At 56.6% G+C, this 24693-nt stretch carries 22 protein-coding genes and 1 pseudogene; 10 read left to right on the plus strand and 13 right to left on the minus strand.

Going from position 1 to position 24693, the window contains the following annotated elements; translation table 11 throughout:
* Positions 1-28: 28 nt before the first annotated feature.
* The 6 genes and pseudogenes from ACR0DT_RS19530 to ACR0DT_RS19555 all read right to left on the minus strand — a co-directional run bounded on the left by ACR0DT_RS19530 (position 29) and on the right by ACR0DT_RS19555 (position 7314).
* Positions 29-1105 carry a haloalkane dehalogenase gene (locus ACR0DT_RS19530; RefSeq protein ID WP_480712361.1) on the minus strand — a complete coding sequence of 359 codons (1077 nt, stop codon included), beginning with the start codon at positions 1103-1105 and terminating at the stop codon, positions 29-31.
* A gap of 85 nt (positions 1106-1190) precedes the next feature.
* Complete coding sequence (locus ACR0DT_RS19535) at positions 1191-3080, minus strand: SLC13 family permease (protein ID WP_480712362.1); 1890 nt, start codon at positions 3078-3080, stop codon at positions 1191-1193.
* Between the two features lie 272 nt (positions 3081-3352).
* Positions 3353-3874: an AbrB family transcriptional regulator gene (locus ACR0DT_RS19540; protein ID WP_480712470.1), complete on the minus strand. Its 522-nt coding sequence runs from the start codon at positions 3872-3874 to the stop codon at positions 3353-3355.
* 11 nt (positions 3875-3885) lie between these two features.
* Positions 3886-4206, minus strand: a pseudogene (locus ACR0DT_RS19545) (AbrB family transcriptional regulator).
* Positions 4207-4221: 15 nt separating this feature from the next.
* A complete protein-coding gene (gyrB, locus tag ACR0DT_RS19550; RefSeq protein ID WP_480712363.1) occupies positions 4222-6639 on the minus strand; it encodes a DNA topoisomerase (ATP-hydrolyzing) subunit B in 2418 nt (805 codons plus the stop codon).
* Between the two features lie 102 nt (positions 6640-6741).
* Complete coding sequence (locus tag ACR0DT_RS19555) at positions 6742-7314, minus strand: TetR/AcrR family transcriptional regulator (protein ID WP_480712364.1); 573 nt, start codon at positions 7312-7314, stop codon at positions 6742-6744.
* 100 nt (positions 7315-7414) lie between these two features.
* On the opposite strand from ACR0DT_RS19555, the gene ACR0DT_RS19560 reads away from it, so the two are divergent.
* Positions 7415-7981, plus strand: coding sequence for a carboxymuconolactone decarboxylase family protein (locus ACR0DT_RS19560; RefSeq protein ID WP_480712365.1), 567 nt, complete (start codon positions 7415-7417; stop codon positions 7979-7981).
* Here ACR0DT_RS19560 and recF read toward each other — a convergent pair.
* The 6 genes from recF to mutM form a co-directional block, all read right to left on the minus strand.
* Positions 7978-9075 (minus strand): DNA replication/repair protein RecF, encoded by a 1098-nt coding sequence (gene recF / locus ACR0DT_RS19565; protein ID WP_480712366.1) that lies wholly within the window; start codon positions 9073-9075, stop codon positions 7978-7980. The genes ACR0DT_RS19560 and recF overlap by 4 nt on opposite strands.
* A gap of 39 nt (positions 9076-9114) precedes the next feature.
* A complete protein-coding gene (gene dnaN / locus ACR0DT_RS19570; protein WP_170743073.1) occupies positions 9115-10236 on the minus strand; it encodes a DNA polymerase III subunit beta in 1122 nt (373 codons plus the stop codon).
* Positions 10237-10465: 229 nt separating this feature from the next.
* Positions 10466-11863 (minus strand): chromosomal replication initiator protein DnaA, encoded by a 1398-nt coding sequence (dnaA, locus tag ACR0DT_RS19575; protein ID WP_480712367.1) that lies wholly within the window; start codon positions 11861-11863, stop codon positions 10466-10468.
* 555 nt (positions 11864-12418) lie between these two features.
* Positions 12419-12682: a 30S ribosomal protein S20 gene (rpsT, locus tag ACR0DT_RS19580; protein WP_170351928.1), complete on the minus strand. Its 264-nt coding sequence runs from the start codon at positions 12680-12682 to the stop codon at positions 12419-12421.
* A 227-nt stretch (positions 12683-12909) separates the two neighbouring features.
* Positions 12910-13686: an enoyl-CoA hydratase gene (locus ACR0DT_RS19585; protein WP_480712368.1), complete on the minus strand. Its 777-nt coding sequence runs from the start codon at positions 13684-13686 to the stop codon at positions 12910-12912.
* A 66-nt stretch (positions 13687-13752) separates the two neighbouring features.
* Entirely contained in the window at positions 13753-14604 is an 852-nt protein-coding gene (gene mutM, locus ACR0DT_RS19590; protein WP_480712369.1) for a bifunctional DNA-formamidopyrimidine glycosylase/DNA-(apurinic or apyrimidinic site) lyase, read from the minus strand.
* An 86-nt stretch (positions 14605-14690) separates the two neighbouring features.
* Here mutM and ubiE point away from each other — a divergent pair, with 86 nt between their 5' ends.
* Together ubiE and ubiB are read left to right on the plus strand one after the other, a co-directional pair.
* Positions 14691-15443: a bifunctional demethylmenaquinone methyltransferase/2-methoxy-6-polyprenyl-1,4-benzoquinol methylase UbiE gene (gene ubiE / locus ACR0DT_RS19595; protein ID WP_480712370.1), complete on the plus strand. Its 753-nt coding sequence runs from the start codon at positions 14691-14693 to the stop codon at positions 15441-15443.
* 3 nt (positions 15444-15446) lie between these two features.
* The gene (ubiB, locus tag ACR0DT_RS19600; RefSeq protein WP_480712371.1) at positions 15447-16976 is read left to right on the plus strand and encodes a 2-polyprenylphenol 6-hydroxylase; all 1530 of its coding nucleotides are present in this window, start codon (positions 15447-15449) and stop codon (positions 16974-16976) included.
* A gap of 92 nt (positions 16977-17068) precedes the next feature.
* Here ubiB and ACR0DT_RS19605 read toward each other — a convergent pair whose 3' ends face one another.
* Positions 17069-18244, minus strand: a complete 1176-nt coding sequence (locus tag ACR0DT_RS19605; RefSeq protein ID WP_480712372.1) for an acetyl-CoA C-acyltransferase family protein — start codon at positions 18242-18244, stop codon at positions 17069-17071.
* 117 nt (positions 18245-18361) lie between these two features.
* On the opposite strand from ACR0DT_RS19605, the gene ACR0DT_RS19610 reads away from it, so the two are divergent.
* The 7 genes from ACR0DT_RS19610 to ACR0DT_RS19640 all read left to right on the plus strand — a co-directional run bounded on the left by ACR0DT_RS19610 (position 18362) and on the right by ACR0DT_RS19640 (position 24643).
* A complete protein-coding gene (locus ACR0DT_RS19610; RefSeq protein ID WP_480712373.1) occupies positions 18362-18928 on the plus strand; it encodes a helix-turn-helix domain-containing protein in 567 nt (188 codons plus the stop codon).
* A gap of 78 nt (positions 18929-19006) precedes the next feature.
* The gene (locus ACR0DT_RS19615; RefSeq protein WP_480712374.1) at positions 19007-19657 is read left to right on the plus strand and encodes a sulfotransferase family protein; all 651 of its coding nucleotides are present in this window, start codon (positions 19007-19009) and stop codon (positions 19655-19657) included.
* 123 nt (positions 19658-19780) lie between these two features.
* Positions 19781-20965, plus strand: a complete 1185-nt coding sequence (locus tag ACR0DT_RS19620; protein ID WP_480712375.1) for a glycine C-acetyltransferase — start codon at positions 19781-19783, stop codon at positions 20963-20965.
* Between the two features lie 14 nt (positions 20966-20979).
* Positions 20980-22008, plus strand: a complete 1029-nt coding sequence (gene tdh, locus ACR0DT_RS19625; protein ID WP_480712471.1) for an L-threonine 3-dehydrogenase — start codon at positions 20980-20982, stop codon at positions 22006-22008.
* Positions 22009-22071: 63 nt separating this feature from the next.
* A complete protein-coding gene (locus tag ACR0DT_RS19630) occupies positions 22072-22953 on the plus strand; it encodes a tryptophan 2,3-dioxygenase (RefSeq protein ID WP_480712376.1) in 882 nt (293 codons plus the stop codon).
* A gap of 3 nt (positions 22954-22956) precedes the next feature.
* Positions 22957-23784, plus strand: a complete 828-nt coding sequence (locus ACR0DT_RS19635; protein ID WP_480712377.1) for an alpha/beta hydrolase — start codon at positions 22957-22959, stop codon at positions 23782-23784.
* A gap of 454 nt (positions 23785-24238) precedes the next feature.
* A complete protein-coding gene (locus tag ACR0DT_RS19640; RefSeq protein WP_480712378.1) occupies positions 24239-24643 on the plus strand; it encodes a hypothetical protein in 405 nt (134 codons plus the stop codon).
* The last annotated feature ends 50 nt before the right edge of the window (positions 24644-24693 follow it).

Consider the following 24693-nt stretch of genomic DNA (forward strand, 5'->3'; position numbering starts at 1 on the left):
CGCAGGGGAGACACTAAACTGATAGCCGCTATGTTTGCTCAATGAGTTTCAAAGTTGCGTGTGCTAGTTCCGTGCCAGCATCTTCTTGAATGAAATGCCCGGCTTTTGGCACAACGATATGATTTTGACCAACTGCCCCTGGGATCAACTTTTGGAACGCTTTGTCTACTCCCGCCATGACCCTGTCATCTTCTCCAAAAACAGTCAGAAACGGAGTGTTGAGGGTCTTAAGGGTTTTCCATGCGGCTCGGTTGGCTTCTGAAGCTGGGTTGTCGGGTTTGTCGGGCACCAACATTGGAAAATGTCGAGCGCCTGCCAGATAGCGCGCATCCGGGAACGGTGCGTTGTAGGCTGCGACCTCTTCATCGGAAATCTTCGATGTTGTACCGCCGAATACAATACGGCCCGAATTAAATTCAGGCACGGATTGTGAAAATTCCCGCCATGAAAGAAATGCTTCACCCAAGGGCACGTCACCGGTGGGCAAGGCCGTGTTCGCCACAACAACACGAGAGAAACGCTCGGGCATACTCGCGACCAGCCGCAAGCCTATTAGACCGCCCCAGTCCTGGCAAACCAATATGATGCCCGTTAGGTCAACTTTCCGCAACCACTCGGACATCCAGTCTACATGGCGTTGGTAGGTGTAATCGAACCGCTCGGTTGGCTTGTCCGACCGTCCAAACCCAATCAAATCAGGAGCCAGAACTCGATGGCCCGCATCTTTGAATAACGGAATCATGTGCCTATACAGGAAGCACCAGGTTGGCTCTCCATGCATCAACAATACGGGCGGTGCCTGTTCCGGTCCCTCGTCCAAATAGTGCATTCGGAGACGACCGCCTTCGGTATCATCCACATCAAGATAATTCGGGCCGAATGCGAAATCTGGCAACCCGTCAAACCGATGGTCAGGTGTTCGAAGGAACTTCATTGTGAACTCTCCAATATGCCGACGGTATTGGCCAAGAAACAGTGATCGATAAAACAAAAACGGTCCAGTACCAGCGCATGTCGACGTCAGGTTTGCATTTTTGTTCGCCGCCCTTCTTCTCTTGCTCGCAGCGAAGGTCCATTTGTATAGATCTCGGATTTGCTGCTCCAACAAAAGGATTGGTCTCAAAGACCTCATCTTGCCAGTTCTTCTGAGCTGAAGCAGAGTTCATCAAGGCGGATCGCCAAGAAGCGCATCAGAAGAAGAGAGCAAGTCCGGTCATTGAGACAACCAAGAAAAGTAGAGTCATGATTCCACCCGAGCGAACGAAATCGACCACCCGGTAGCCTGCCGGGCCCATGATCAACGCGTTCACTTGGTGTGTTGGGATCAAAAATGAGTTGGACGTTGATATTGCCACCGTGAGAGCAAACACAGCCGGATTGCCACCCGCGGATACGGCAATAGAAACTGCAAGCGGCACCAGCAGGACAGTTGCACCTACGTTGGACATGACCAGCGTGAACGCCGTTGCCAAAATGGCTATTCCTGCTTGCAGCGACCAGATTGGCCAACCCTTCAGGAGGGCCAACACATGCGCGGCAATCCAATCCGCAGTGCCGGTGTTCTGAACTGCCTGGCCCAACGGGATCAGCGAAGCGAGTAGAAAAACTGTACTCCAACTTATCGACTCGTAGGCTTCGTCAATCGAGAGCACCCGGCTCAACACCATCCCAATAGCGCCGATCAACAGGCACAATGACAAGCGCAGATCAGAGAACAGAATTAAGCTCAACGCTATTAGGAAGAAGGCGAGCGCCCATCCGACCTTGTGTGGCCGTAGCTCTTCCTGGGGAAAGTCCGAAGTTACGACGACAAAATCCCTGTCCGACTTAAGTCGTGTCAGGCGGTCCCACTGCACGTGCACCACACAAGTGTCGCCGGCTTGCAGAGGAACTTGCCCGATATGCGTGGCTGCATGATCCTCAGTTTCAACGTGGCTCAGTGTTTCTTCGCCACGCTGAATGGCCAACAAAGACAAACCGTGTGTCTGACGGAGGCGCAGATCAATCGGAGTCTGGCCGATCACTGAAGAACCGGGAGGAATAACAACCTCGGCCACCCCCGATTGGGTCGCGGCGAAATCATCCGCAAAGACGTCTAGTTGCGGTAGGATCTCTAAGCCGTAAGGCTCAGCGAACTGATGCTCAACCACCCGACGCAGGCCAAGCACTGCAAGCCGGGCTGGCGCTTCGATCTTGGTATCAGCCATCGGTGCGATGACCTTGTGGCCGCGATAGGATGTGCCAAGAATGTAAATGTTATGGGCGACCATGACATCCGCAAGCGTTTGTCCAATCAAGATCGAGCCTTCTGGAACGCGAATCTCGAACATATCAGCCCTCAGCCCATAGGTGTTTTCGACGTAGGTCTGCATGGATCGAGCTGAGCTTGCGTCTTCTCCACGCTCCCGCTGCGCTGGGAGGACCCAACGACCAAAGAGCACAAAGTAAAGCACCCCTGTCAGCACCAGCATCACGCCGATGGGCGTGACTGAGAACAACCCAAATGTCTCCATTTGTTGGTCAGCCGGAAGGGAAGAGTTTGCTGAAACAATCAGGTCATTTAAAAGGATGAGGGGCGACGACCCGACTAATGTGATAGTACCACCCAGTATCGCGCAAAACCCCATGGGCATTAGCAACCTACTCATCGGGATTTCTGTACGTGCTGAGATGCGGCTCACGACAGGCAGAAAAAGCGCAGCAGCTCCTACGTTCTGCATGAAGGAGCTTATGACACCAACCGTTGTTGATATGATTGGGATGATCCGAGCCTCTGTCGTGCCACCATTCTTGAGGATCAAGGCCGCGACCTTTGACATAAGTCCAGTCTTATCAAGCCCAGCCCCAATTACCATAACTGCGATGATGGACATCACAGCGTTGGAGGAGAAACCTTCAAAGAGCTTAGAAATATCGGCTAGATTACCTAGCCCCGGTAGATAGCTCAGTGCGCCAAGCAGTACCATTACAAGAATTGCTGCAACATCGATCCGTATAATCTCGGTAACAAAAAGTAAGACCGTAAAAGACAATAGACTCAGTACGGCTATCATTTCGTACGTCAGTGTTGGTAATTCCATATCGTACTCCCAACCTAACGTTACCCGACTAGCAGCAAATACGAAGAACCAACTCTGCGCGGCAGATAAGTCCAAAATCTATCAGTCCGACTCACGCCACTCGTTTTCTAAGACGTGGTACCTGCTGAAACTTGGATTTCTCCAACCCCAAGAGACGCTGATCACAAACTCATATGCCTCTCTTAAACATCGCAATGCGAAATGAACTTTCACCATGGCTAGAGTACAAGCACATTAATTTTCGTGTCCTCATTATTCATATTCAGCCAATTTTAATTGCTAAGTCGGGAAGGCTTTGTGAAAGTCGCTACGAGGTCAGGTGCTGAAACAAGCGCCGCCAAGACCCTAAAAATATGATGCACGCCGACGAACGCAACATCGCTACCAACGCTCACCGCTATGATTGACATCTCCGCCAAGCCTCCAGGTGAATAGGCTAAGACAAGTGCGACCGGGTCTGTCTCCAACACGTTCGCAACAGCCAATGCGCCTGAGAAGGCCACAGAAATCTGGAGAGCGACAACCATGGCCGCTGCACCTAGAGCTGCGCTCAGAGCTTTGATGGGCACTCTTGAAAAGCGTGCACCAACATTAATGCCTATGAAGACCTGCACTAACGCAGTCACAGAAACCGGGATCTCGAATTCTGTCCATCCCAGCAAGTGAACGGCCGCGCTGAATATCATCGGCACTACCACAATTGTTGCCGGCAGCTTCACCCTACCCCGTGCTAGCATTCCCACAACAATAAATCCGATGATCCAAACCCAATCGGTGAACGTGATCGAAGCCAGCTGTGTTTGAGCTAGGGGGGAAAGACTTCAAAATCTGCAATCAGGTTGATTAGTAATGGAATCAGTAAAATTGCTAATGCAATGCGCAACGCATGAACGATAGCGACACGAGCCTGATCCGCACCCTTTTGCTCGGACAGCAACACCATTTCGGCAATGCCACCCGGCATTGCTCATAGAGAAGCTGTCAAAGCATCAAAGCGCGAAATACGTCGTAAAAGGTAGAAACCAAGGACGTACATTATTCCAAGGGCTAACAGTAAGAAGGCCAGTGACACCCACCAAGCACCAAAAGAGGAAAGCAACTCGTGCGTAAAGGATGCTCCTAACATCACACCTACAAAGCCCTAAAAATCCAGATTCTCGACGCTCAGCGCGTTTTGCTGGATGAACTCGCGGCGCGGCTCGACCACGTCACCCATCAGCTTGGTGAACAGATCGTCGGCTTCGACCATATCGTCGACACGTACCTGCAGCAGGGTACGTGCGTCCGGGTCGAGTGTGGTTTCCCATAGCTGGTCGGGGTTCATCTCACCCAGGCCTTTATAGCGTTGCAGCGACAGGCCTTTTTCGCCCTCTTCCAGAATGGCACGCAGCAAGTCCAGCGGGCCGTGGATCACTTGACTGCGGTCGCGGCGGATCAGGGTGGCGGGGGTGTTGTAGACCTCTTGCAGGCTTTGGGTGAAGCTGCCGGTCTTACGCGCCTCGCCCGAGCGCAGCATCGGACCGTCGAGTGTGCGGACCTCTTCGACACCGCGCAGGATGCGGGCCAGACGGATGCCATGATCCTGTGTTATACGACCCTGCCAGCCGCGTTCATATTCCAGCGCGATCAGGTCCAAGCGAGCAGCAACTTTGTCGGCCACGCCTTGCAAGTCGGCATCTACAGCGCCTGGCACAAAAGCCCCCGCCACAGCAGCCTGTTCCAGAATATGGCGCGGGTAATGGGTTGGGAAGGCGTCCAGCACGCGTTTCAACTGTCGCGCCTCATCGACCACACGTGTCAGGTCTTGACCGATGATCTCTTCGCCCGATCCCAGTTTCAGCACCGCGCCTTCGACGCCCTGATTGATCAGGTAGTCATCCAGTGCCGCTTGGTCTTTCAGATAAACCTCTGATTTACCACGCGAAACCTTATACAGCGGTGGCTGCGCGATGTAGAGGTATCCGCCTTCGATCAGTTCCGGCATCTGTCGGTAGAAAAAGGTCAGCAGCAGCGTCCGGATATGCGCACCGTCGACATCCGCATCGGTCATGATGACAATCTTGTGGTAGCGCAGCTTTTCGATGTTAAACTCGTCGCGGCCAATACCGGTGCCCAGCGCCATGACAAGGTTGCCGATTTCCTGAGACGACAGCATCCTGTCGAACCGGGCCCGTTCCACGTTCAGGATTTTACCGCGCAGCGGCAGCACCGCCTGAGTCAACCGGTCCCGACCCGTTTGCGCCGAACCGCCGGCCGAGTCACCCTCAACCAGGAAAACCTCGGTCTTGGAGGGATCCTTTTCGGAACAATCCTTCAACTTGCCCGCCAGATAGTTCACATCCATTGCCGTCTTGCGGCGGGTCAGTTCGCGGGCTTTCCGTGCGGCCTCACGAGCCAACGCGGCCTCGATGATCTTGCCAACGATGGTCTTGGCCTCGTTCGGGTTCTCTTCGAACCACTCCGCCAGCTTTTCGTTCATCAGACCTTCGACTGCCGGACGCACCTCGGAAGAGACCAGCTTATCCTTGGTCTGAGACGAGAATTTCGGATCGGGCACCTTGACCGACAGCACGCAGGTCAGACCTTCGCGCGCGTCATCGCCGGTGAAGTTCACCTTTTCCTTTTTCGCGATGCCGCTGGATTGGGCGTAGTTGTTAATCGTCCGGGTCAACGCGCCGCGGAAACCGGCGACATGTGTACCGCCATCGCGCTGCGGGATGTTGTTGGTGAAGGGCAGCACCGTCTCGTGATAGCTGTCATTCCACCACATGGCAATTTCCACACCGATATCGTCGCGCTCGCCCTTTATATAGATCGGTTCGGGCATCGCCGCCGTCTTCGAGCGGTCCAGATATTTGACGAATTCCTTGACGCCGCCTTCATAGAACAGCTCGGTCTCAAGCCGCTCGGCAGGCCGTTCGTCAATCAAAATGATGCGCACGCCCGAGTTCAGGAAGGCCAACTCGCGCAGGCGTTTTTCCAGCGTCTCGAACGAATATTCCAGGTTCGAGAACGTGTTTGTCGAGGCCAGGAACCGCACCTCGGTCCCGGTACGGTCGCCGCATTCCTCGACCACTTTCAGATGTTCCGACGTCTCGCCGCCTTCGAAACGGGCCACGTGCTCTTTGCCATTGCGCCAGACACGCAGTTCCAGCCAGTCGGACAGCGCGTTCACCACCGAAACGCCCACACCGTGCAGGCCGCCCGACACCTTGTACGAGTTGCTGTCGAACTTACCGCCCGCGTGCAGCTGGGTCATGATGACCTCGGCGGCGGAAACGCCCTCTTCGGGGTGGATATCCACCGGAATGCCTCGTCCGTTGTCACTGACAGACACGCTGGAATCCGCGTGAATTTTCACGGTCACATGGTCGGCGTGACCAGCCAGCGCCTCGTCAATTCCATTGTCGACAACTTCGTAGACCATGTGGTGCAGACCCGAGCCATCGTCGGTATCGCCGATATACATGCCCGGACGTTTGCGAACCGCCTCTAAGCCTTTGAGAACTTTAATGGAATCAGCGCCGTATTCCTGGGGTGCCTGTGCGTCGTCGGACATGCCGTAAGTACCTATATTATTTTGGTAACTTATACGTTTTCTGGTGGGGATTGTCACGCGCTCCCCCAACATTTTGTGGGTCTGAGCGGGGTTATTTGTGGATCAAAGCCGATCCAGATCGGCAGCAATATCTGCCGCGATTTCCGACGCGTCAACATCATCCCGCTCAGCCGACATTCTCAGACCCAGAAGGTCGGATTGATACCGGGCTGCAAGGCGAACCGGATCATGGATCGAACCGATTTCTCCGGCCTCCTGAGCACGGCGGAACAAGTCTGCGAAGCAGGTCTTCATCGCGACCATGTGGGTACAGGCCTGGCCTGCAAGTTCATGTCCCCGCGCCTGCAGTTCAGCATAGGTCTTGGACAGCATGCAGGCCCTGGTTGGCAACTCGGACGCCTCGACCACCAGACGCGGTTGAGTCTTGAGCGCCCCTAACGGCCCCAGTTCCCGCGCCAACGTCATCATATTTGCAACCCCGTCCTGGGCGTAACGCTCCATTGCCAGCGCATATAGCGCGTCTTTAGAACCGAATGCCGCATAAAAACTGCCCGGTTTCAGCTTCAACTCCCGTTCCAGATCCTTCAACGACGTTCCGGCCCAGCCATGGCGCCAGAAAATATCGCGGGCCTGCGCGATCAGCACGTCTCGGTCATATGCGGGTTTGCGGGGCATTGTCATTACCAATTCTTGAACGGTCACTCAAATATATACTTGAGCGATCGCTCAAGAAAGCCTATTTCTTTCTCATCGCGCCAGAAAAAGGAGTTCCGACATGGCCAATTTCCCGTCTCATGACCTCGAATCCGCCCCCGAAGGCTCAAAACCGCTGCTGGAAAAATCCCAGGCAGCCTTTGGCCGCCTGCCAGGCCTACACAAGGTGATGGCGGAAAGCCCGCAGCATCTGGAGGGCTATCAGGTACTGCATCACCTGTTCCTGCAGACCGATTTCGACAATGACGAAAAAACCGTCGTCTGGCAGACCATTAACGTAGAGAACGAATGCCACTATTGCGTGCCCGCCCATACCGGCATTGCAAAGATGATGAAGGTCTCGGACGACATCACAGAAGCCCTGCGCAACGAAACACCACTGCCCAATGCCAAGCTTGAGGCGCTGCGCACTTTCACGCTGCAAATGATGGAAACCCGCGGCAATCCGTCTGAAGAACAACTGCAGGCGTTCTTTGATGCCGGTTATTCACACCGCGCGGTTCTGGACGTTGTGCTGGGTCTGGCGCAGAAAACCATGTCGAACTACGTCAACCACATGGCACAAACGCCAGTCGACGAAGTTATGCGCGGCTTCCTGTGGGAACGCAAAGTCAACGAACCGGCCTAAAAGCTGACAACCGAAGTCCCGTCGCCTTCGGTTACGACCAAGGTCTGGGCCCGGTCGCCCAGTTCAGCAAACAGCTCAGGTCCGGTGCCCGTCATCCAGGCCTGAGCGCCCAGCGCGCAGATCTCATCATACAGCGCTGCCCGCCGCCCCGCATCCAGATGGGCGGCCACTTCATCCAGCAACACGATCGGAGGCGCGCCAACCATTTCGGCCAGCGCCCGCGCGTTCGACAGGATTAGCGACACCAACAGCGCTTTCTGCTCTCCGGTCGAGCAATCCTTGGCCGGCACCCCCTTGGCGGCGAACACCCCGTACAGGTCCGACCGATGCGGCCCGACCAAGGTTCGTCCGGCGGCCAGATCGCGGAAACGACTTTCATTGAACGCCTCGCGCAAATCCTCGGCCGTTTCGGGCATTTCACCTTCGGTTTGCATTAGCTCCAGATCAGCGGACGGAAACGCCGTTTCCGCCTGCTCCTGCGCCGCACGCAGATGCTCCAAAGCGGACAGCCGGGCAGTGTGGATGCGATGACCCGTTTCAGCCATCTGTCCCTCAAGGGCTGCATACCAATGGGCATCACGCACCTGCTCTTTCAGCAAGCGGTTCCGTTCGCGCATGGATTTTTCATAGGTCAGAGACGCTTCGGCATGGGTCGGATCGAAGCTCAGCGCGATACGGTCCAGAAACCGCCGTCGTCCCTCGGCCCCTTCGATCCACAGCCGATCCATCGAGGGGATCAACCAAACCACCCGCGCCAGCTTTCCCAGATCAATCTGACTGGACGCCTTGCCATCAATCCGAACCTGACGGGCCGCGCCGTCTTCGGACCAAGTCTCAATCTCGTAATTCTGACCCTGCGCCTGCAACAGGCCGGACAGTTTCCAACCCAGCGCCTCGGGCCGCCGGGTCATCTCGGCCGCACTTGCCCGGCGCATCCCGCGACCGGGGGAAAAAAGCGACACCGCCTCCAGAATGTTTGTTTTTCCAGCACCGTTTGGCCCGTGAATCGCTACTGGCCGCCCGTCCAAAGACAACCGCGCCAGCTTGTGGGACCGGAAATGCGAGACCGTTAGTTCGGTCAGGGCCAAACTCATGACCCTTTCCTTTCGTTAGAAATCACCCCGTGGGGTCGATCAAACACGCATCGGCATGACAACATAGACAGCGCTTTGGTCATTGCCTTCCCGCATCAGGGTCGGATCACCGGCCGAGTTGAACAGGAACACGGCGTTTTCGCGATCCACCTGAGACGCAATCTCCAACAGGTATTTGGCGTTGAAACCGATCTCGAGCCGCTCGTCACCATAGGCCACGGCTAACTCTTCCTCGGCCGCGCCACTATCGGGAGCGTTGACCGACAGGACCAGTTTGTCCGCGTCCAGCTGCAATTTCACAGCACGCGAGCGCTCCGACGAAACGGTTGCCACACGATCCACTGCCTGCGCAAATTCGGCCGCGTCCACCTCAAGTTGGCGCGTATTGCCTTGCGGAATCACGCGGGTGTAATCGGGGAAGGTGCCGTCGATCACTTTCGAAGTCAGCGTGATATCAGGTGTCGCGAAACGGACCTTGGTTTCGCTTACCGAGACGGCAATATCCATCTCATCATCATCCAGTAGCTTGCGCAGCTCGCCCACGGTCTTGCGCGGCACGATCACGCCCGGCATATCCGCGGCGCCATCCGGCAAATCGGCATCGATGCGGGCCAGACGGTGGCCATCGGTGGCCACGCAGCGCAGCACCTTGCCGCCTTCGGACCCATCGGCCACATGCATATAGACACCGTTCAGGTAATACCGGGTCTCTTCGGTTGAGATGGCAAATTTCGATTTGTCGAACAACCGGCGCAGCAATGCCGCCGAAGCGGTAAAGTTCGACTGATATTCCGAGGACGCCATCACCGGAAAATCCTCTTTCGGCAGCGTCGCCAGCGAGAAATTCGAGCGACCCGCTTCGACCGTCAGGCGGCCCGCCGCGCTGTCAGCGGTAAGTGTCACCAGCGCCCCGTCCGGCAGTTTCCGCACGATCTCGTGCAGGGTTGTCGCTGCAACGGTTGTAGCACCCGCCTTTTCAACTTGCGCCGGGGCTTTATCGACCACCTCAATATCCAGATCGGTGGCGCGGAACATGGCTTGGTCGCCTTCGGCCTCGATCAGCACGTTGGCAAGGATGGGAATGGTGTTCCGGCGTTCCACAACAGATTGGGCCTGCGAAACGGCCTTGAGAAGGGTGCCGCGTTCGATGCTGATCTTCATACCCTTAATTCCTCTGACTTGCGTGCCGAAAACAGGCGGGACTGGCACGTTAGCGGTTCCACCCTGAGGCACAAGGATTTTTTATGATTTTCTGGGTCGGAACGGCCACAGCGTCAAGGGGCGCGTGGCCGGGCGAGCACAGTTCCTTCCCAACCGTGGATTAATGCGCACAAGAAAACGCCCCGGGCGTGAGGATCCGGGGCGCTTCCTGAACGATAGGGAATGACCCTTAGGCCTCCAGAGACCGGCGCAACATTTCCACGTCTTCTGCGATCTGGCCGTCGGTTACTTTCAGTTCTTCAATGCGCTTGACGCCGTGCATGACGGTGGTGTGATCGCGCCCACCAAAGCGGCGGCCGATCTCGGGTAGGGACCGGCTGGTCAACTGCTTGCAAAGATACATTGCCACCTGACGCGGGCGGGCGTAAGACCGCAGGCGCTTAGGGCCGATGATGTCGGACAGGCGGATGTTGTAATAGTCCGACACTTTACGCTGAATCTCTTCGACCGTGATCTTACGTTCAGACGCACGCAGCACGTCAGCCAGACAGTCCTGCGTCAGCTCCATGTCGATCTCACGACCCACCAGCGAGGCGAAGGCGAACAGACGGGTTAAAGCACCTTCCAGCACGCGCACATTGGTCGAGATCCGATGGGCCAGAAACTCAAGTACACCGTCGGCGATAGTCAGATCGGGATAGGTGCTGCTGTATTGCTGCACCTTGTTCTGCAGGATGCCCAGACGCAGTTCGTAATCGGTGGGGTGCAGGTCAACGACCAGACCACATTGCAGGCGCGATTTCACACGATCTTCCAGATCCTTGATCTCACCTGGCGCGCGATCGGCCGAGATGATGATCTGCTTGTTTTGGTCCACCAACGCGTTGAACGTGTGAAAGAATTCTTCCTGAGTCGAATCCTTGCCGGCGATGAATTGCACGTCATCCACCATCAGTACATCTACGGAACGGAACAGGTGTTTGAAATCCATCATCCGACGTTCACGCAGCGCCTGCACAAAGCGATACATGAACTGTTCCGCCGACAAGTAAAGCACGTTCAACTCAGGACGTTTGGTTTTCAGCTCCCACGCGATGGCATGCATCAGGTGCGTCTTACCAAGACCAACGCCGCCATACAGGACCAGCGGGTTGAACGTGACCGGGCCGCCTTCGGAGACACGACGCGCGGCGGCATGGGCCAGTTCGTTGGGTTTGCCGACAACAAAGCTGTCAAAGGTGAAACGGGCGTCCAGCGGTGCAGCCTGAAGGGATTCGAGCGCATCATTCGCAGGCTCGGCCCGCTGTGACAGGGACTGCGGCTGAGGCGCATCCGGAGCTGCTGAGGGTGCCGGTTCGGCATCACCCGACGGGCGCACCGGCGAATTGGCAGCGACACGAAATGCCAGGCGCTGAACCGATTCCCCTGCGGTGTTCATCTCGTACAGAATCAGATCCGCAAAGTTTTGACTAACATAATTGCCCATGAAGTTGGTCGGAACCGAGAACGTGGCTACGCCATCCTGCAGCTCTTGGAATTCAAGAGGCTCGATCCAGGTGGTGTAATTGTTCTTGCCGATCGCCTTGAGCAGTTTGTTACGCAGTTGTCCCCATTTCTCTTGTGTCATCAAGCGCCTCACGCATCCCATTCTTTATTGGCCTTATGGCCTTATTACTCAGTCCCGGTTCCCCGGTTATTTAAGCTTTCACACGCAATAGGGTACCCCGCGCCAAACCACATGGGTCTGACGGGACTGTCCCGAAAGTCAGCACGGCCTAGCAAGCAGGCACCCATAATCCGGGCGCCCCGAAACCGGGTTGCGCATCGCAATCAAATTTTTAGACAGGGCTCAGATCTTCGGTTACCCCAAGACCTTTAGCAGATCAGCAAATCAGCCGAAGCCGATCGCCAACATTCGTTTCATGATCGTCCTGATGCCCGTCAGTCAGATCGCTGAAACAGCCTGTCCCCCCAAGCGAGTGAATCGCTGACTTAGTGGTAACAAGAGGCCAAGGCGTACGGCAACGAAACTCTGATGTTGACTCGGGTCTTTGGCCGAAAGAATCTCTCGGTTTCGTGAAGGCGCGACTTTCCGGCAACAGCAGCAAAAAGGCGCCACGCATTGTGACGCCTTTGTAAACAATTCTATCTTGTTTTGTTGACCTATGGTCAACCTGAGCGATTAACCCAGCGCTTTCACGCGTGCCGACAAGCGTGACATTTTCCGCGAAGCGGTATTCTTGTGGAAGACACCTTTGGTGACGCCGCGCATCAGCTCGGGCTGAGCAGCACGCAGAGCAGCGGTTGCTGCGTCCTTGTCACCAGATGCGATCGCTTCTTCGACTTTGCGCAGGTAGGTACGGATGCGCGAGCGGCGTGCTTTGTTGATTGCGAAGCGCTTTTCGTTCTGACGCGCGCGCTTTTTAGCCTGGGGCGAATTTGCCATGTGTTTCTGACCTTCGTTCGGTACGGTTATCTAAGGTTGCGCGCCACGGACATATCCGCACCGGATCAGAAATCACGAGTGTGAGTCGGGCCAAGCGGGCCGCACGCGCATGTATAGCGGCGTTAGTTATCCAAGTTTGCAGCCTTTGCCAAGCTGATTCTTTGGCCCCGCTTAGCAGCCATGAAAAAAGCCGGGGCAAGCCCGCCTGTTTCGATCACTTGCGCGCTTTACTTGTCGCGGAACTGTGCCGCGCGTTTTTCCAGGAAGGCGGCCATGCCTTCTTTCTGATCCTCGGTCGCAAACATCGAGTGGAACACGCGGCGTTCAAACAGCATCCCTTCGCTGAGTGGCAACTCATAGCTGCGATTCACAGCTTCTTTGGCGGCCATTGCACTCAGCTGCGATTTCTCAGCGATCTTCTGGGCGGCGCCCATCGCCTCTTCCATCAGTTTCTTGGCCGGTACGACCCGACTAACAAGACCCGAACGCTCGGCCTCTTCGGCATCCATGAAGCGACCGGTCAGGTTCATGTCCATCGATTTAGACTTACCAACGAAACGCGTCAGGCGCTGCGAACCACCCAGCCCTGCAATGACGCCCAGATTGATTTCGGGTTGGCCGAACTTGGCGGTATCCGCAGCAATGATGAAATCGCACAGCATAGCCAATTCGCACCCACCGCCCAGTGCATAGCCAGCAACGGCTGCAATGATCGGCTTACGGATCGCGCAAACACGGTCATTTAGAGCGCCAAATAGATTTGAACTGTAGACATCGACAAAGCTCATCTCGGACATTTCCTTGATGTCCGCGCCGGCCGCGAACGCCTTGTCCGAACCGGTAATGACGATGCAGCGCACCTTGTCGTTGGTATCCGCATCTTCCAACGCGACGCACAGTTCCTGCGCCAGCTGCGAATTCAGTGCATTTAGCGCATCGGGTCTGTCGAGCTTGATAAGGGCGACGTGGTCTTCGATTTCGACGATGATCGTCTCAAAAGCCATGAGGTGTAAGCTTCCGGTTGTTCCGTTCAGGTACGATTCCTTATCACGCGATTTCGCTGGATCAAGTTATCTTTGGCATTGCGCACAATAGAAGGATGAGCGACCGGACTGGGTGATTCTTTTCACAACAGCATCACACCCCTCGGTTCGGCAGGGTTCGCCTTCGCGGCCGTAGACGTCAAAGCGATGTTGAAAATATCCAAGTTCTCCATCGGCTTGACGGAAATCGCGCAAGGAAGATCCACCAGCCTCAATCGCGTCCTGCAGTACCTGCCGGATGATCGGAACCAACGCCCCCACGCGAGCCGAGGAAATTTGTCCGGCTTTGCGACGTGGCGACACACCAGCGCGATAAAGGGCCTCGCAGACGTAGATATTGCCCAATCCGGCAACGATTCCCTGATCCAGAAGCGCGGATTTGACGGGAGTGTTCTTGCTTTCGAACGATTCAATCAGGTGCTGTTCGTGAAAATCATTACCTAATGGCTCTGGCCCCAGAACCGACAACAGCTTGTGATCTTCGGCCGTGGCCGTGGGCAGCAGGTCCATCGCTCCGAACCGGCGCGGATCGTTGAAGGTCACGCGCGCACCGTTGGCCATGTGAAACACCACGTGGTCGTGCTTTTGCACCATGGGATGTTTCAGAGCGAACTTTCCCAACGGATCACCGGACACTGTCATCCGACCCGACATGCCCAGATGAATCAGCAGAGTTTCGTCGCTGCTGAGATCGGCCAGAATGTATTTTGACCGCCGCCGCAACCGATCCACCCGTTGTCCGGTCAGCCGCTCGGCCATCCGGTCCGGGAATGGCCAGCGCAGATCGGGGCGGTTCACATCCGCACGTTCGATCACCACGCCCTCCATCGCAGGGCTCAGGCCGCGTCTTACTGTCTCGACCTCGGGCAATTCGGGCATTAGATGGCTCCTTATTCAAAGGGCCGCATTGTGCCCGGTTCTTATCGCCCTATAACAGAGGCGAAATTCGACAAACGGCAAGGCAAATGTCCGACAACAGCGACAAGACCACTCATTTCGGGTTTGAAACCGTGCGCGAGGCTGACAAGGCCGGACGCGTGCAGGGCGTGTTCAACTCGGTTGCCTCGAAATACGACGTGATGAACGATGTCATGTCGATGGGCATCCACCGGGTCTGGAAAGACGCGATGATGGACTGGCTGGCCCCGCGCCCCGGTCAGAGCCTGCTAGATGTGGCAGGCGGCACCGGCGACATTTCCTTCCGCTTCCTCAAACGTGCAGGATACGGCCACGCTACCGTTTTGGACCTGACCGAGCCGATGCTGGTCGAAGGCCGCCAGCGCGCCGAGGCTGATCAGATGTCCGACAGTCTGAACTGGGTGGTCGGCGATGCGATGGCCCTACCGTTCGAGGACAACACGTTTGACGTTTACACCATCTCGTTTGGCATCCGAAACGTAACCCGCCCGCAAGAGGCGCTGAACGAGGCGTTTCGCGTGCTGAAACCAGGTGGCCGCCTGATGGTTTTGGAATTCAGCCAGTTGCCCAATGACGGGCTGCAAAAGCTCTATGACCTATACAGTTTCAACGTCATCCCCCGCATGGGCAAGCTGATCGCCAATGATTACGACAGCTATCAATACCTGGTCGAATCAATCCGCAAATTCCCCGATCAAGAGACGTTCTTGGGCATGGTCCGTGCCGCCGGATTCGAAAACGCCAAATACCGCAACCTCAGCATGGGCATCGCCGCGCTGCATTCCGGCTGGAAGATCTGATCCATGCGCGGTCCTCACAACATCATCCGCCTGATCAGAACAGGCGCCACCTTTGAACGCACAGGTGCCATGAATGTGGTGCTGGACGCCTTTGAAGCCCCTCGCGCACTGCGTTTTCTGGCACATGCATTGGGCAAACCGTTTCAATGGCTGGGCTACAAGGGCGATCCCAATATGCCACCCGCCACCCGAGCGCTGACGGCGCTTGGCCCGGCTTATATCAAGTTCGGTCAGATCCTCTCGACCCGACCCGACGTGGTGGGCGCTGAACTGGCCGCGCAATTGCGTGTGTTGCAGGACAAGCTGCCGCCCTTTTCCCGCGCCGAGGCCATGGCTGAGGTGGAAAAAGAACTCGGCCAGCCTGTCGATGAGGTTTTCGAAGAATTCAGCGAACCGATTGCTGCGGCGTCGATCGCGCAGGTGCACAAGGCGCGATTGGTCAGCACCGGAGAATATGTCGCAGTCAAAGTGCTGCGCCCAGGAATCGAGCGTGCCTTTCACAAAGATGTCGATGCGTTTTATTTCGCCGCGCGCATTGTCGATCTTTTTGCCCCCGGTGCGCGCCGCCTACGCCCGATGGATGTGATTGAACATTTCGATGGCGTTGTGCGTGGCGAACTGGACCTACGCCTAGAAAGCGCGGCCGCATCGGAATACGCCGCCAATACCAAGGATGATGCCGGTTTCTGGCTGCCCCCCGTTGTGTGGTCGCTGTCCGCGCGACGGGTAATGACGCTCAGCTGGGCGGATGGCATTCCATTGGGTGACAATGCCGCGCTGGATGCGGTTGGTCACAATCGCCGCGACTTGGCAGAGCGGGTACTGCGCCTGTTCCTTCTGCACGCTCTGCGCGACGGCTATTTCCACGCCGATATGCATCAGGGCAACCTGAAGGTCGCCGCGAATGGTGATATCATCGCCTATGACTATGGCATCATGGGCCATATCGACGAATACACCCGTCGGGTTTATGCGGAAATTCTGTTCGGCTTCATCCGCCGCGACTACAAGCGCGTGGCCGAGGTGCATTTCGAGGCTGGCTACGTTCCCGCCAATCAGGACGTCGACGAATTTGCCCGCGCCCTTCGTGCCGTGGGCGAACCCATCTTCGGCATGGACGCGACACATATTTCCATGGGCCGGTTGCTGAGCTACCTGTTCGAAGTGACCGAACGGTTTGGCATGGAAACCCGGACCGAGCTGATTCTGCTGCAGCGCACTATGGTTGTGGTCGAAGGTGTCGCGCGGTCGTTAGATGACCATATCAATATCTGGGAAACCGCCCGTCCGGTGGTCGAGAATTACATAAAACAATCCATCGGCCCCCGTGCTGCTCTGCGGGATTTCAGCAAAACGGCTTGGGTCCTGGCCCGGTTCGGGCCACGACTGCCGGGCTTGGTCGAAAATGCCCTGATCGCCCAGACGCAAAAGGACGACCCCCAAAAGTCCCCGCTATGGTCCGCCGCTCTGCCAGCTGCCATTGGTGCTGCAGCCGGGGCCGCGCTTGTCCTCGTGCTCAACGTGCTCAGCTAATCCGGACCGCCTGCTTCATCTGGCTAAAATACCTTTGGGGGGATCGCGCCCAAGCGCGATGGGGGGCAGACAGCCCCCCGCACGGCTCCGGATCAGAGCCGCTCTATAGCCAGCGCAATGCCCTGCCCGCCACCGATGCACATGGTCACTAGAGCTTTGGATCCACCGGTGCGCTCCAGCTCATACAGCGCCTTCAGGGTGATGATCGCGCCGGTCGCCCCCACCGGATGACCCAGGGCAATCGCGCCGCCATTCGGATTGACCTTCGACGCGTCTAGCCCGAGCTCCTGATTCACCGCCAAAGCCTGCGCCGCAAAAGCTTCGTTGCTTTCGATCACATCGAAATCATCTACCGTCAAACCGGTTTTTTCCATCAGGTTCCGCACCGCCGGAACCGGCCCAATGCCCATGACCTCGGGGCGAACGCCAGCATGGGCATAACCCAGAACGCGCGCCTTGGGCTTCAACCCGGCTTTCTCGGCAGCATCCGCGGTTGCCAATACCATCGCCGCCGCCCCGTCGTTGATGCCCGAGGCATTGCCCGCTGTCACGCGCCCGTCCTTCTGGAACACCGGCCGCAACCCGGCCAGCGCCTCGGCGGTGGTAGCCTTGGGATGCTCGTCGACCTTAAAATCGACCATGTCCCGCTTGACCTTGACTTGCACGGGCGCGATCTGGCTGTCGAAACACCCCGCGTCAATCGCCGCCGCCGCGCGGGTCTGGCTGGTCATCGCAAAGTCGTCCATCTGCTCACGGCTAATCTGGTGTTCGTCGGCGACGTTCTCAGCCGTCACACCCATGTGCCCAGTGCCAAACGGGCAATTCAGCGCTCCCAACATCATATCCAACGAAGTGACGTCGCCCATCTTCGCGCCCCAGCGCGCCTGCGGCACTATATAGGGGCTGCGCGACATGCTCTCGGCCCCGCCAGCCACTGCAAACGCGGCATCGCCCAACATCAGGGACTGCACCGCCGAGACAATTGCCTGCGCGCCCGACCCGCACAGCCGGTTCACGTTCATCGCAGGTGTTCCATTCGGAATTCCGGCCTGCATTGCAGCAACACGCGACAGGTACATATCCCGCGGCTCGGTATTGATCACATGACCGAACACGACATGCCCGATCTGGTCACCTTCAACACCCGCCCGGTCGAGCGCGGCTTCGGTGACAACCGTTGCCAAGTCGATCGGAGCGGTCGAAGCCAGCGCGCCGCCAAAGGTTCCGATAGCGGTGCGGGCACCGTCCAAAATTACGATATCAGTCATGGATCACTCCTCGTGCATTTGCGCGCAGTATGCATGCACCACACCTCCATGTCCTATGGGACGTCCCGTCACGGATGGAATTGACAACCATCCAGACAAGGCGCATGAAATTCCGTCATGACGGAGAATACAGACGATATCCTGACACGCCTGCCCTCCCGCCTGAAAGAGGCGCGCCGGGCCAAGGGCCTGTCGCTTGAAGCCGTGGCCAACCTCAGCGGCGTGTCGCGTTCAATGGTAAGCCAGATCGAACGGGGGGAAAGCAGCCCCACCATTTCAACCCTGTGGAACCTGACCCGAGCCTTGCAAGTGGATTTCGCCGGTCTGCTCGAAGAGACCGGCGCCGCAAACCAGATTGAGGTGCTGCGAAAGTCCGAAGTGCCGAGCATTGACAATATGGGTCAGAACTGCCGGATTCGTATTCTGTCACCCCCCGAAGAAGCCGGTGGGCATGAGGTTTACGATATTCAGTTCGACAAGGACGGCGCACTAAACAGTCAGCCCCACACGCGCGGCGCGCAAGAGCAGTTGACGGTTCTGGAAGGGTCGGTTCACGTCACATCGGGATCAGCTTCAATGGACCTAAACCAAGGCGATACAGCGCGGTATCCGGCAGACGTTTTGCACTCGATCGCATCGCCCAATGGTCCTGCCCGGGTCTTCCTGATTGTTAAAAACGCCTGATCCCGCCTGGGTGCTGTTTGGGGGATACCCGAGTGTTGTGCTAAATTATGGCATTTACACGAATTGGAGTTACCCAAAATGGCTTTAGAAGTGATTGGGGCCGGATTTGGCCGTACAGGGACGAATTCGCTGAAACTTGCTTTGGAAAAGCTGAATTTCGGGCCCTGTCACCACATGTTCGAAGTACGTGATAATCCCGAACAACTGCCAGCATGGGAGCGCGCCGCGAACGGTGAACCTGCCGACTGGGATGCAATGTTTCAAGGCTATCGTGCGCAAGTCGACTGGCCGGGGGCCGCGTTTTGGCGCCAACTATCCGAACATTTCCCTGAGGCCAAAGTCATTCTGAGCGTGCGCGATCCCGATGCCTGGTTCGACAGCGTATGGGCCACAATCGGGCCCTATATGACCACGATGCGTGGAAAGCATGATTCCGATCATGCGAACGCGATTGCCGAGATGTGCAGCAAGTTTATCGTTCAGGAAATCTTCAACGGTCGGATGGATGACAGGAAGCACGCCACCAGCGTGTTCCAGAAACATATTGACCAGGTGCGCGATACCGTCACGAAGGAACGGTTGCTCGTCTACGAAACCGGAAGTGGATGGGAACCGTTGTGCACCTTTCTTGGCGTGGACGTTCCTGACGAGCCCTATCCGCGCACAAATTCAACCAAGTCGTTTCAAGAAAGAGTGGCAAATCCAGAAATTGCGCAACCAAATCAGTAAACGGCGTTTTGGAATTGCCCGATGATCCGTTATTGTGGATTTTTTTCTGTAATATTGAATTCCCCTATTTGGGAACCATATCCGTTATGTTAGAAACGCGACTCATATAAACCGGAGACCGCTATGGCCGATGCATTCTTGTCCTATATCACGGACACCCTTGCGCAGATCGAATCTGAGGGTCTGTATAAACGCGAACGAATGATCACCTCGCCTCAGGGCGGTGAGATCACTGTGGGCGACAAACAGGTGATCAACCTGTGCGCCAACAACTATCTGGGACTGGCCGATCACCCTGCGTTGATTGACGCCGCCAAGGGCGCGATGCGCCCCAAGGGGTTCGGCATGGCCTCGGTCCGGTTTATCTGCGGCACGCAGGACATTCACCGTGAGTTAGAGCAGAAGCTGGCGCAATTCCTGAACAAGGACGACGCGATCCTGTTTGCGGCCTGCTTCGATGCCAATGGTGGGCTCTTTGAGCCTTTGTTAGGGCCTGAAGACGCCATCATTTCGGACAGCCTCAACCACGCTTCGATCATCGACGGGGTGCGGTTGTGTAAGGCCAAGCGCTATCGTTACATGAACAACGACATGAACGACCTTGAAGCTTGGCTGAAACAGGCGCGTGCGGACGGCGCACGGCACATCATGATCGCGACCGACGGAGTGTTCTCGATGGATGGCTATCTGGCCAACCTTCCGAAAATTCGCGAACTGGCAGACAAATATGACGCCATTGTTATGGTCGATGACTGCCACGCCACCGGCTTCATGGGGCCAAACGGCGCAGGTACACCGGATCATTTCGGTGTCGACGTCGATATTCTGACAGGAACTTTGGGCAAAGCACTTGGGGGCGCAATCGGCGGTTACATCGCCGGGCCGCAGCCGGTGATTGATCTACTACGGCAGCGGGCGCGGCCCTATCTGTTCTCGAACTCGCTACCACCCTCGATTGTCGCCGCAGGGCTTGAGGCGATCCGTCTGGTCGAAGAAGGCGAAATGCTGCGGGCCCAGCTGTTCGGTAATGCGAAGTACTGGCGTGCGGGGCTGGAAAAGCTGGGCTTTGACCTGCTGCCCGGCGAACACCCGATCATTCCGGTGATGCTGGGTGAGGCCACATTGGCGCAAGACTTTGCATCGCGTCTGTTTGATGAGGGCGTCTATGTCTCGGGCTTCTTCTTCCCCGTCGTCCCGCGCGGACAGGCGCGGATCAGAACACAAATGAATGCGGCTCTGACTAAGGACGAACTGGACCGTGCACTGGCTGCCTTTGGCAAGGTTGGTAAGGAATTGGGAGTGATCTGATGCGACCCAACACGATGAAAGCACTTGAGAAATCCAAACCCGAGGAAGGTTTGTGGATGGTACAGGCCCCGGTACCTGAGATTGACGCGGACGAAGTTCTGATCCGCGTCAATAAAACTGGCATTTGCGGCACCGACATCCACATCTGGAACTGGGATGATTGGGCCGCTGCCACAGTGCCGATTCCAATGATCACCGGTCACGAGTTTGCAGGTGAGATCGTTGAGTTGGGGCGCAATGTCACCGGGCTTGAGATCGGTCAACGTTGCTCGGGTGAGGGGCACCTGATCACCACCGACAGCCGCCAAAGCAGGGCAGGCAAATTCCACCTCGACCCAGGCACACGCGGGATCGGCGTGAATGAACAGGGGGCCTTTGCCCAATATCTGAAATTGCCCGCCTTCAACGTGGTGCCCCTGCCCGAGGATGTTCCGGATGAAATCGGCGCTATCCTCGATCCTTTGGGCAATGCGGTTCACACTGCACTCAGCTTTGATTTGCTGGGTGAGGATGTTCTGATCACCGGCGCTGGCCCCATCGGCATCATGGCCGCCGCTGTTGCCCGCCATGCCGGCGCGCGGCATGTGGTAATCACTGATATCAACCCGGATCGTCTGAAACTGGCGGAACATGTAGTGCAGACCGTGCGCACTGTCGATGTGACTAAAGAAGACCTGCAGGACGTCATCACGGAACTGGGCATGAAAGAAGGGTTCGATGTGGGGCTCGAAATGTCCGGCTCACAAATCGCATTGGATCAAATGGTCGAGGCGCTGGTGATGGGTGGCAAGATAGCGCTGCTGGGAATTCCGCCCGGCAAATCCCCCGTGGATTGGTCGCGCATCGTGTTCAAGGCCATCACTATCAAGGGCGTGTATGGACGCGAGATGTTCGAGACCTGGTACAAGATGATCGCCATGTTGCAAAACGGTCTGGATGTCAGCCGCGTCATCACACACGAGATGAAAGTCGACGATTTCGCCGACGGTTTTGCCGCGATGAAGTCGGGCCGGTCGGGCAAGGTGGTGCTGGACTGGACCTAACGCTCTGGCACTGCGCGGGTTCAGCCCCTAAACAGGGGTGAACCCTGTCGTTTGGAGGAGCACATGGGCGATAAGAATGATCGGTATCTGGAACGCGGAATCGAGGACTCTCTGGTCACCGATTTCGCGCAGACCCATCGCAAGAGCTACGGCGATTTCCTGCAGCTCAAAACCCTGCTGAACCTGCAAAAAACCTTTCAGGACCCCGCACAACCAGATGAGATGCTGTTTATCATCATTCATCAGGTCAGCGAGCTGTGGCTGAAATTAATGCATCATCAACTGGTCGAAGTGCGCCACTTCCTGCAACAGGATGAATTCGGTCCGGCGGTGAAAAATCTCGACCGGGTCAAAGCCATACAGCGACAACTGATCTCCGCCTGGGAGACGTTGCTGACCATGACCCCCGCGGATTACATGACCTTTCGCGAGGCATTGGGCAGTTCGTCCGGCTTCCAAAGCTATGGTTACCGCCAGATCGAATTCATTCTAGGCAACAAGGACGCCTCGACTCTGAAAGTCCATGAACATGACGCCCAAGTCATGGAACTGCTGAACGCCGCACTGACCAAGCCGTCTTTGTACGACGAGGTGCTGTTCATGCTGGCCCGCCAAGGGTTTGACGTACCGCAGGACCTGCTGGAGCGCGACTATGCACAGCCGTATTCCGGCGATCCGCGCGTGGTGAAAATCTGGGTGCAGGTATACCGCGACACGGACAAACACTGGGACCTCTACGCACTGGCGGAGAAACTGATGGACGTGGAGTCCCTGTTCCAGCGCTGGCGCTTCGATCACGTCACGGCGGTAGAGCGGGTGATCGGCAACCAGCCGGGCACCGGCGGGTCCAGCGGCGTCGCCTTCTTGCGGAAAGCCTTGGATTTGCGGTTCTTCCATGATCTCTACGATATGCGCACCGAACTGATGTATACCGAGCAGGAGTAAGCGATGCTGTACCGGGGGTTTTCTCAGGAAGAGTTAGAGCAGGAATATTCACCCCGGTCGATGATCGGCGGCGACCTGACACCCTATCTCGCAAGCTACGCCGCGCTCAGCGCGCAACACCGGGCGCAGATGGAAGTCATCGGGAACGTCTCTTACGGTGAGGGTACGGCTCAGGTTTTGGATTTCTTTCCCGCGAAGGGGACAGGTGCGCCGCTGCACGTCTTTATACACGGCGGTTATTGGCAGGCGCTGAGCCAAAACGAGTCTGCAATGATGGCCCCAGCCTTGGTTGAGGCCGAACAGTCCTTTGCCACACTGAACTACACTCTAGCCCCGGAGGCGCGGATTGGCGACATGATCAAGGAATGCCGTGACGCCCTGTTGTGGATGGCCGTAAATGCGCCTGATTTGGGTTTCGATCCGTCGCGGATTACCCTGTCCGGGCACAGCGCCGGGGCGCAGTTGGCGGCTATGGTCATGGCAACCTCGGCCGATGACCTAGCCCGCGCTGGGTTACGCGTACGCGATGTGATCCTGATCAGCGGCGTCTATGATCTGGAACCGATCAGCCTGACAACGGTGAACGACCCGCTGCAATTGACGCCAGTCGAGGTACATGATCTGTCCCCCATCCTGCACCTGCCCGCCCCCGGCCCGCGCTATCACGTAACGGTGGCCGAACGAGACACACCTGAATTTATTCGACAAAGCCGGGATTATGCTGAATTGCTGCGCAAAGCCGGACATTCGGTCAACTTTAATCTGCAAAAGGGGATGCAGCATTTCGATATAATCATGCATCCGGGGACGTTTTTGGCTACGTGCCGATAACCAAGGGCTTTGACGCAGCATCCCAGCTTTACACACCGGTCATTCACCCCTTGCGTGAGCTTGATTCACTTGTTTCGCGCCGATACTCATGCACCGAATGGACGTGAGGATGAGCATTGAAAAAACAAGACTGGCTTGAAGCCAACAGGCCCGACGTTTGGCGTGACGTCATAAAAGCAACCCACGCCTCGCTTTTTGACCATGATTACCTTTTCGAAATGGGTGAAATCTACCGGCGCGAATTTGCAGGTGAGAGCTTTGATTCGGAGGTCACTATCCCCGTTATCCCATTGAGTGCCTGCCGGTTTTCCCAGGCCCCGATATCAGTGCCGTCCAATCCGGTTTCGACCTTCCCTTGTTGGTCACGCCAAAGGAAAACTGGAATCGCAGAGTGGTTGCGTTTGTGTCCCAAGACCCGCTTCGGAAGAGAGGTCGTTGGCCCAAAGGATTTTCGATGTCCACCCCATGGGGGTTTTCCGCGCACAATGTCACCAGCCCCGGTGGGAAGAAGGTATGGCCTGCAGTCGAATGGCTTTGCCGCAATGGGTACGGGGTCTACTTCACTGATGTCTGGAAGATCTATGTAAAACCGGACGCGGTGGTTACGCGGGACGCAAGCACGAAACAGATGGAACACAGTGTGTTTCTAAGTGAAGTTCGCGAACTCAAACCCAAATTGTTGATAACCTTTGGCAACGCAGCATTCTTCGCTTTGTCTGGCGCTGGGCTCCCCCCAATTGATCGGCACCCCCACCCGACTGCTTACGGTGCACTGAAGAAGCACTATGATACGCCTGACGAGAAGTTCTCGACCATCCAGAACGCGATTATTGAGCAGATTGCGAGCAAGCTTCTTTGAAACGACGTGACCGTCAACCGGTACCTTCCTCGCCTGACTGTTCTGCTGTC

The sequence above is a fragment of the Ruegeria sp. BI11 genome (assembly GCF_056538005.1).

What these genes read in the sequence shown, in the direction of transcription:
- ACR0DT_RS19555 (WP_480712364.1), bottom strand. Translation starts at nt 7,314, where the DNA reads ATGCCCCGCAAACCCGCATATGACCGAGACGTGCTGATCGCGCAGGCC.
- dnaN (WP_170743073.1), bottom strand. Translation starts at nt 10,236, where the DNA reads ATGAAGATCAGCATCGAACGCGGCACCCTTCTCAAGGCCGTTTCGCAG.
- ACR0DT_RS19630 (WP_480712376.1), top strand. Translation starts at nt 22,072, where the DNA reads ATGGGCGATAAGAATGATCGGTATCTGGAACGCGGAATCGAGGACTCT.
- rpsT (WP_170351928.1), bottom strand. Translation starts at nt 12,682, where the DNA reads ATGGCAAATTCGCCCCAGGCTAAAAAGCGCGCGCGTCAGAACGAAAAG.
- tdh (WP_480712471.1), top strand. Translation starts at nt 20,980, where the DNA reads ATGAAAGCACTTGAGAAATCCAAACCCGAGGAAGGTTTGTGGATGGTA.
- gyrB (WP_480712363.1), bottom strand. Translation starts at nt 6,639, where the DNA reads ATGTCCGACGACGCACAGGCACCCCAGGAATACGGCGCTGATTCCATT.
- mutM (WP_480712369.1), bottom strand. Translation starts at nt 14,604, where the DNA reads ATGCCCGAATTGCCCGAGGTCGAGACAGTAAGACGCGGCCTGAGCCCT.
- dnaA (WP_480712367.1), bottom strand. Translation starts at nt 11,863, where the DNA reads ATGACACAAGAGAAATGGGGACAACTGCGTAACAAACTGCTCAAGGCG.
- ubiB (WP_480712371.1), top strand. Translation starts at nt 15,447, where the DNA reads ATGCGCGGTCCTCACAACATCATCCGCCTGATCAGAACAGGCGCCACC.
- ACR0DT_RS19635 (WP_480712377.1), top strand. Translation starts at nt 22,957, where the DNA reads ATGCTGTACCGGGGGTTTTCTCAGGAAGAGTTAGAGCAGGAATATTCA.
- recF (WP_480712366.1), bottom strand. Translation starts at nt 9,075, where the DNA reads ATGAGTTTGGCCCTGACCGAACTAACGGTCTCGCATTTCCGGTCCCAC.
- ACR0DT_RS19610 (WP_480712373.1), top strand. Translation starts at nt 18,362, where the DNA reads ATGACGGAGAATACAGACGATATCCTGACACGCCTGCCCTCCCGCCTG.
- ACR0DT_RS19620 (WP_480712375.1), top strand. Translation starts at nt 19,781, where the DNA reads ATGGCCGATGCATTCTTGTCCTATATCACGGACACCCTTGCGCAGATC.
- ubiE (WP_480712370.1), top strand. Translation starts at nt 14,691, where the DNA reads ATGTCCGACAACAGCGACAAGACCACTCATTTCGGGTTTGAAACCGTG.
- ACR0DT_RS19585 (WP_480712368.1), bottom strand. Translation starts at nt 13,686, where the DNA reads ATGGCTTTTGAGACGATCATCGTCGAAATCGAAGACCACGTCGCCCTT.
- ACR0DT_RS19560 (WP_480712365.1), top strand. Translation starts at nt 7,415, where the DNA reads ATGGCCAATTTCCCGTCTCATGACCTCGAATCCGCCCCCGAAGGCTCA.
- ACR0DT_RS19640 (WP_480712378.1), top strand. Translation starts at nt 24,239, where the DNA reads ATGTCCACCCCATGGGGGTTTTCCGCGCACAATGTCACCAGCCCCGGT.
- ACR0DT_RS19535 (WP_480712362.1), bottom strand. Translation starts at nt 3,080, where the DNA reads ATGGAATTACCAACACTGACGTACGAAATGATAGCCGTACTGAGTCTA.
- ACR0DT_RS19605 (WP_480712372.1), bottom strand. Translation starts at nt 18,244, where the DNA reads ATGACTGATATCGTAATTTTGGACGGTGCCCGCACCGCTATCGGAACC.
- ACR0DT_RS19615 (WP_480712374.1), top strand. Translation starts at nt 19,007, where the DNA reads ATGGCTTTAGAAGTGATTGGGGCCGGATTTGGCCGTACAGGGACGAAT.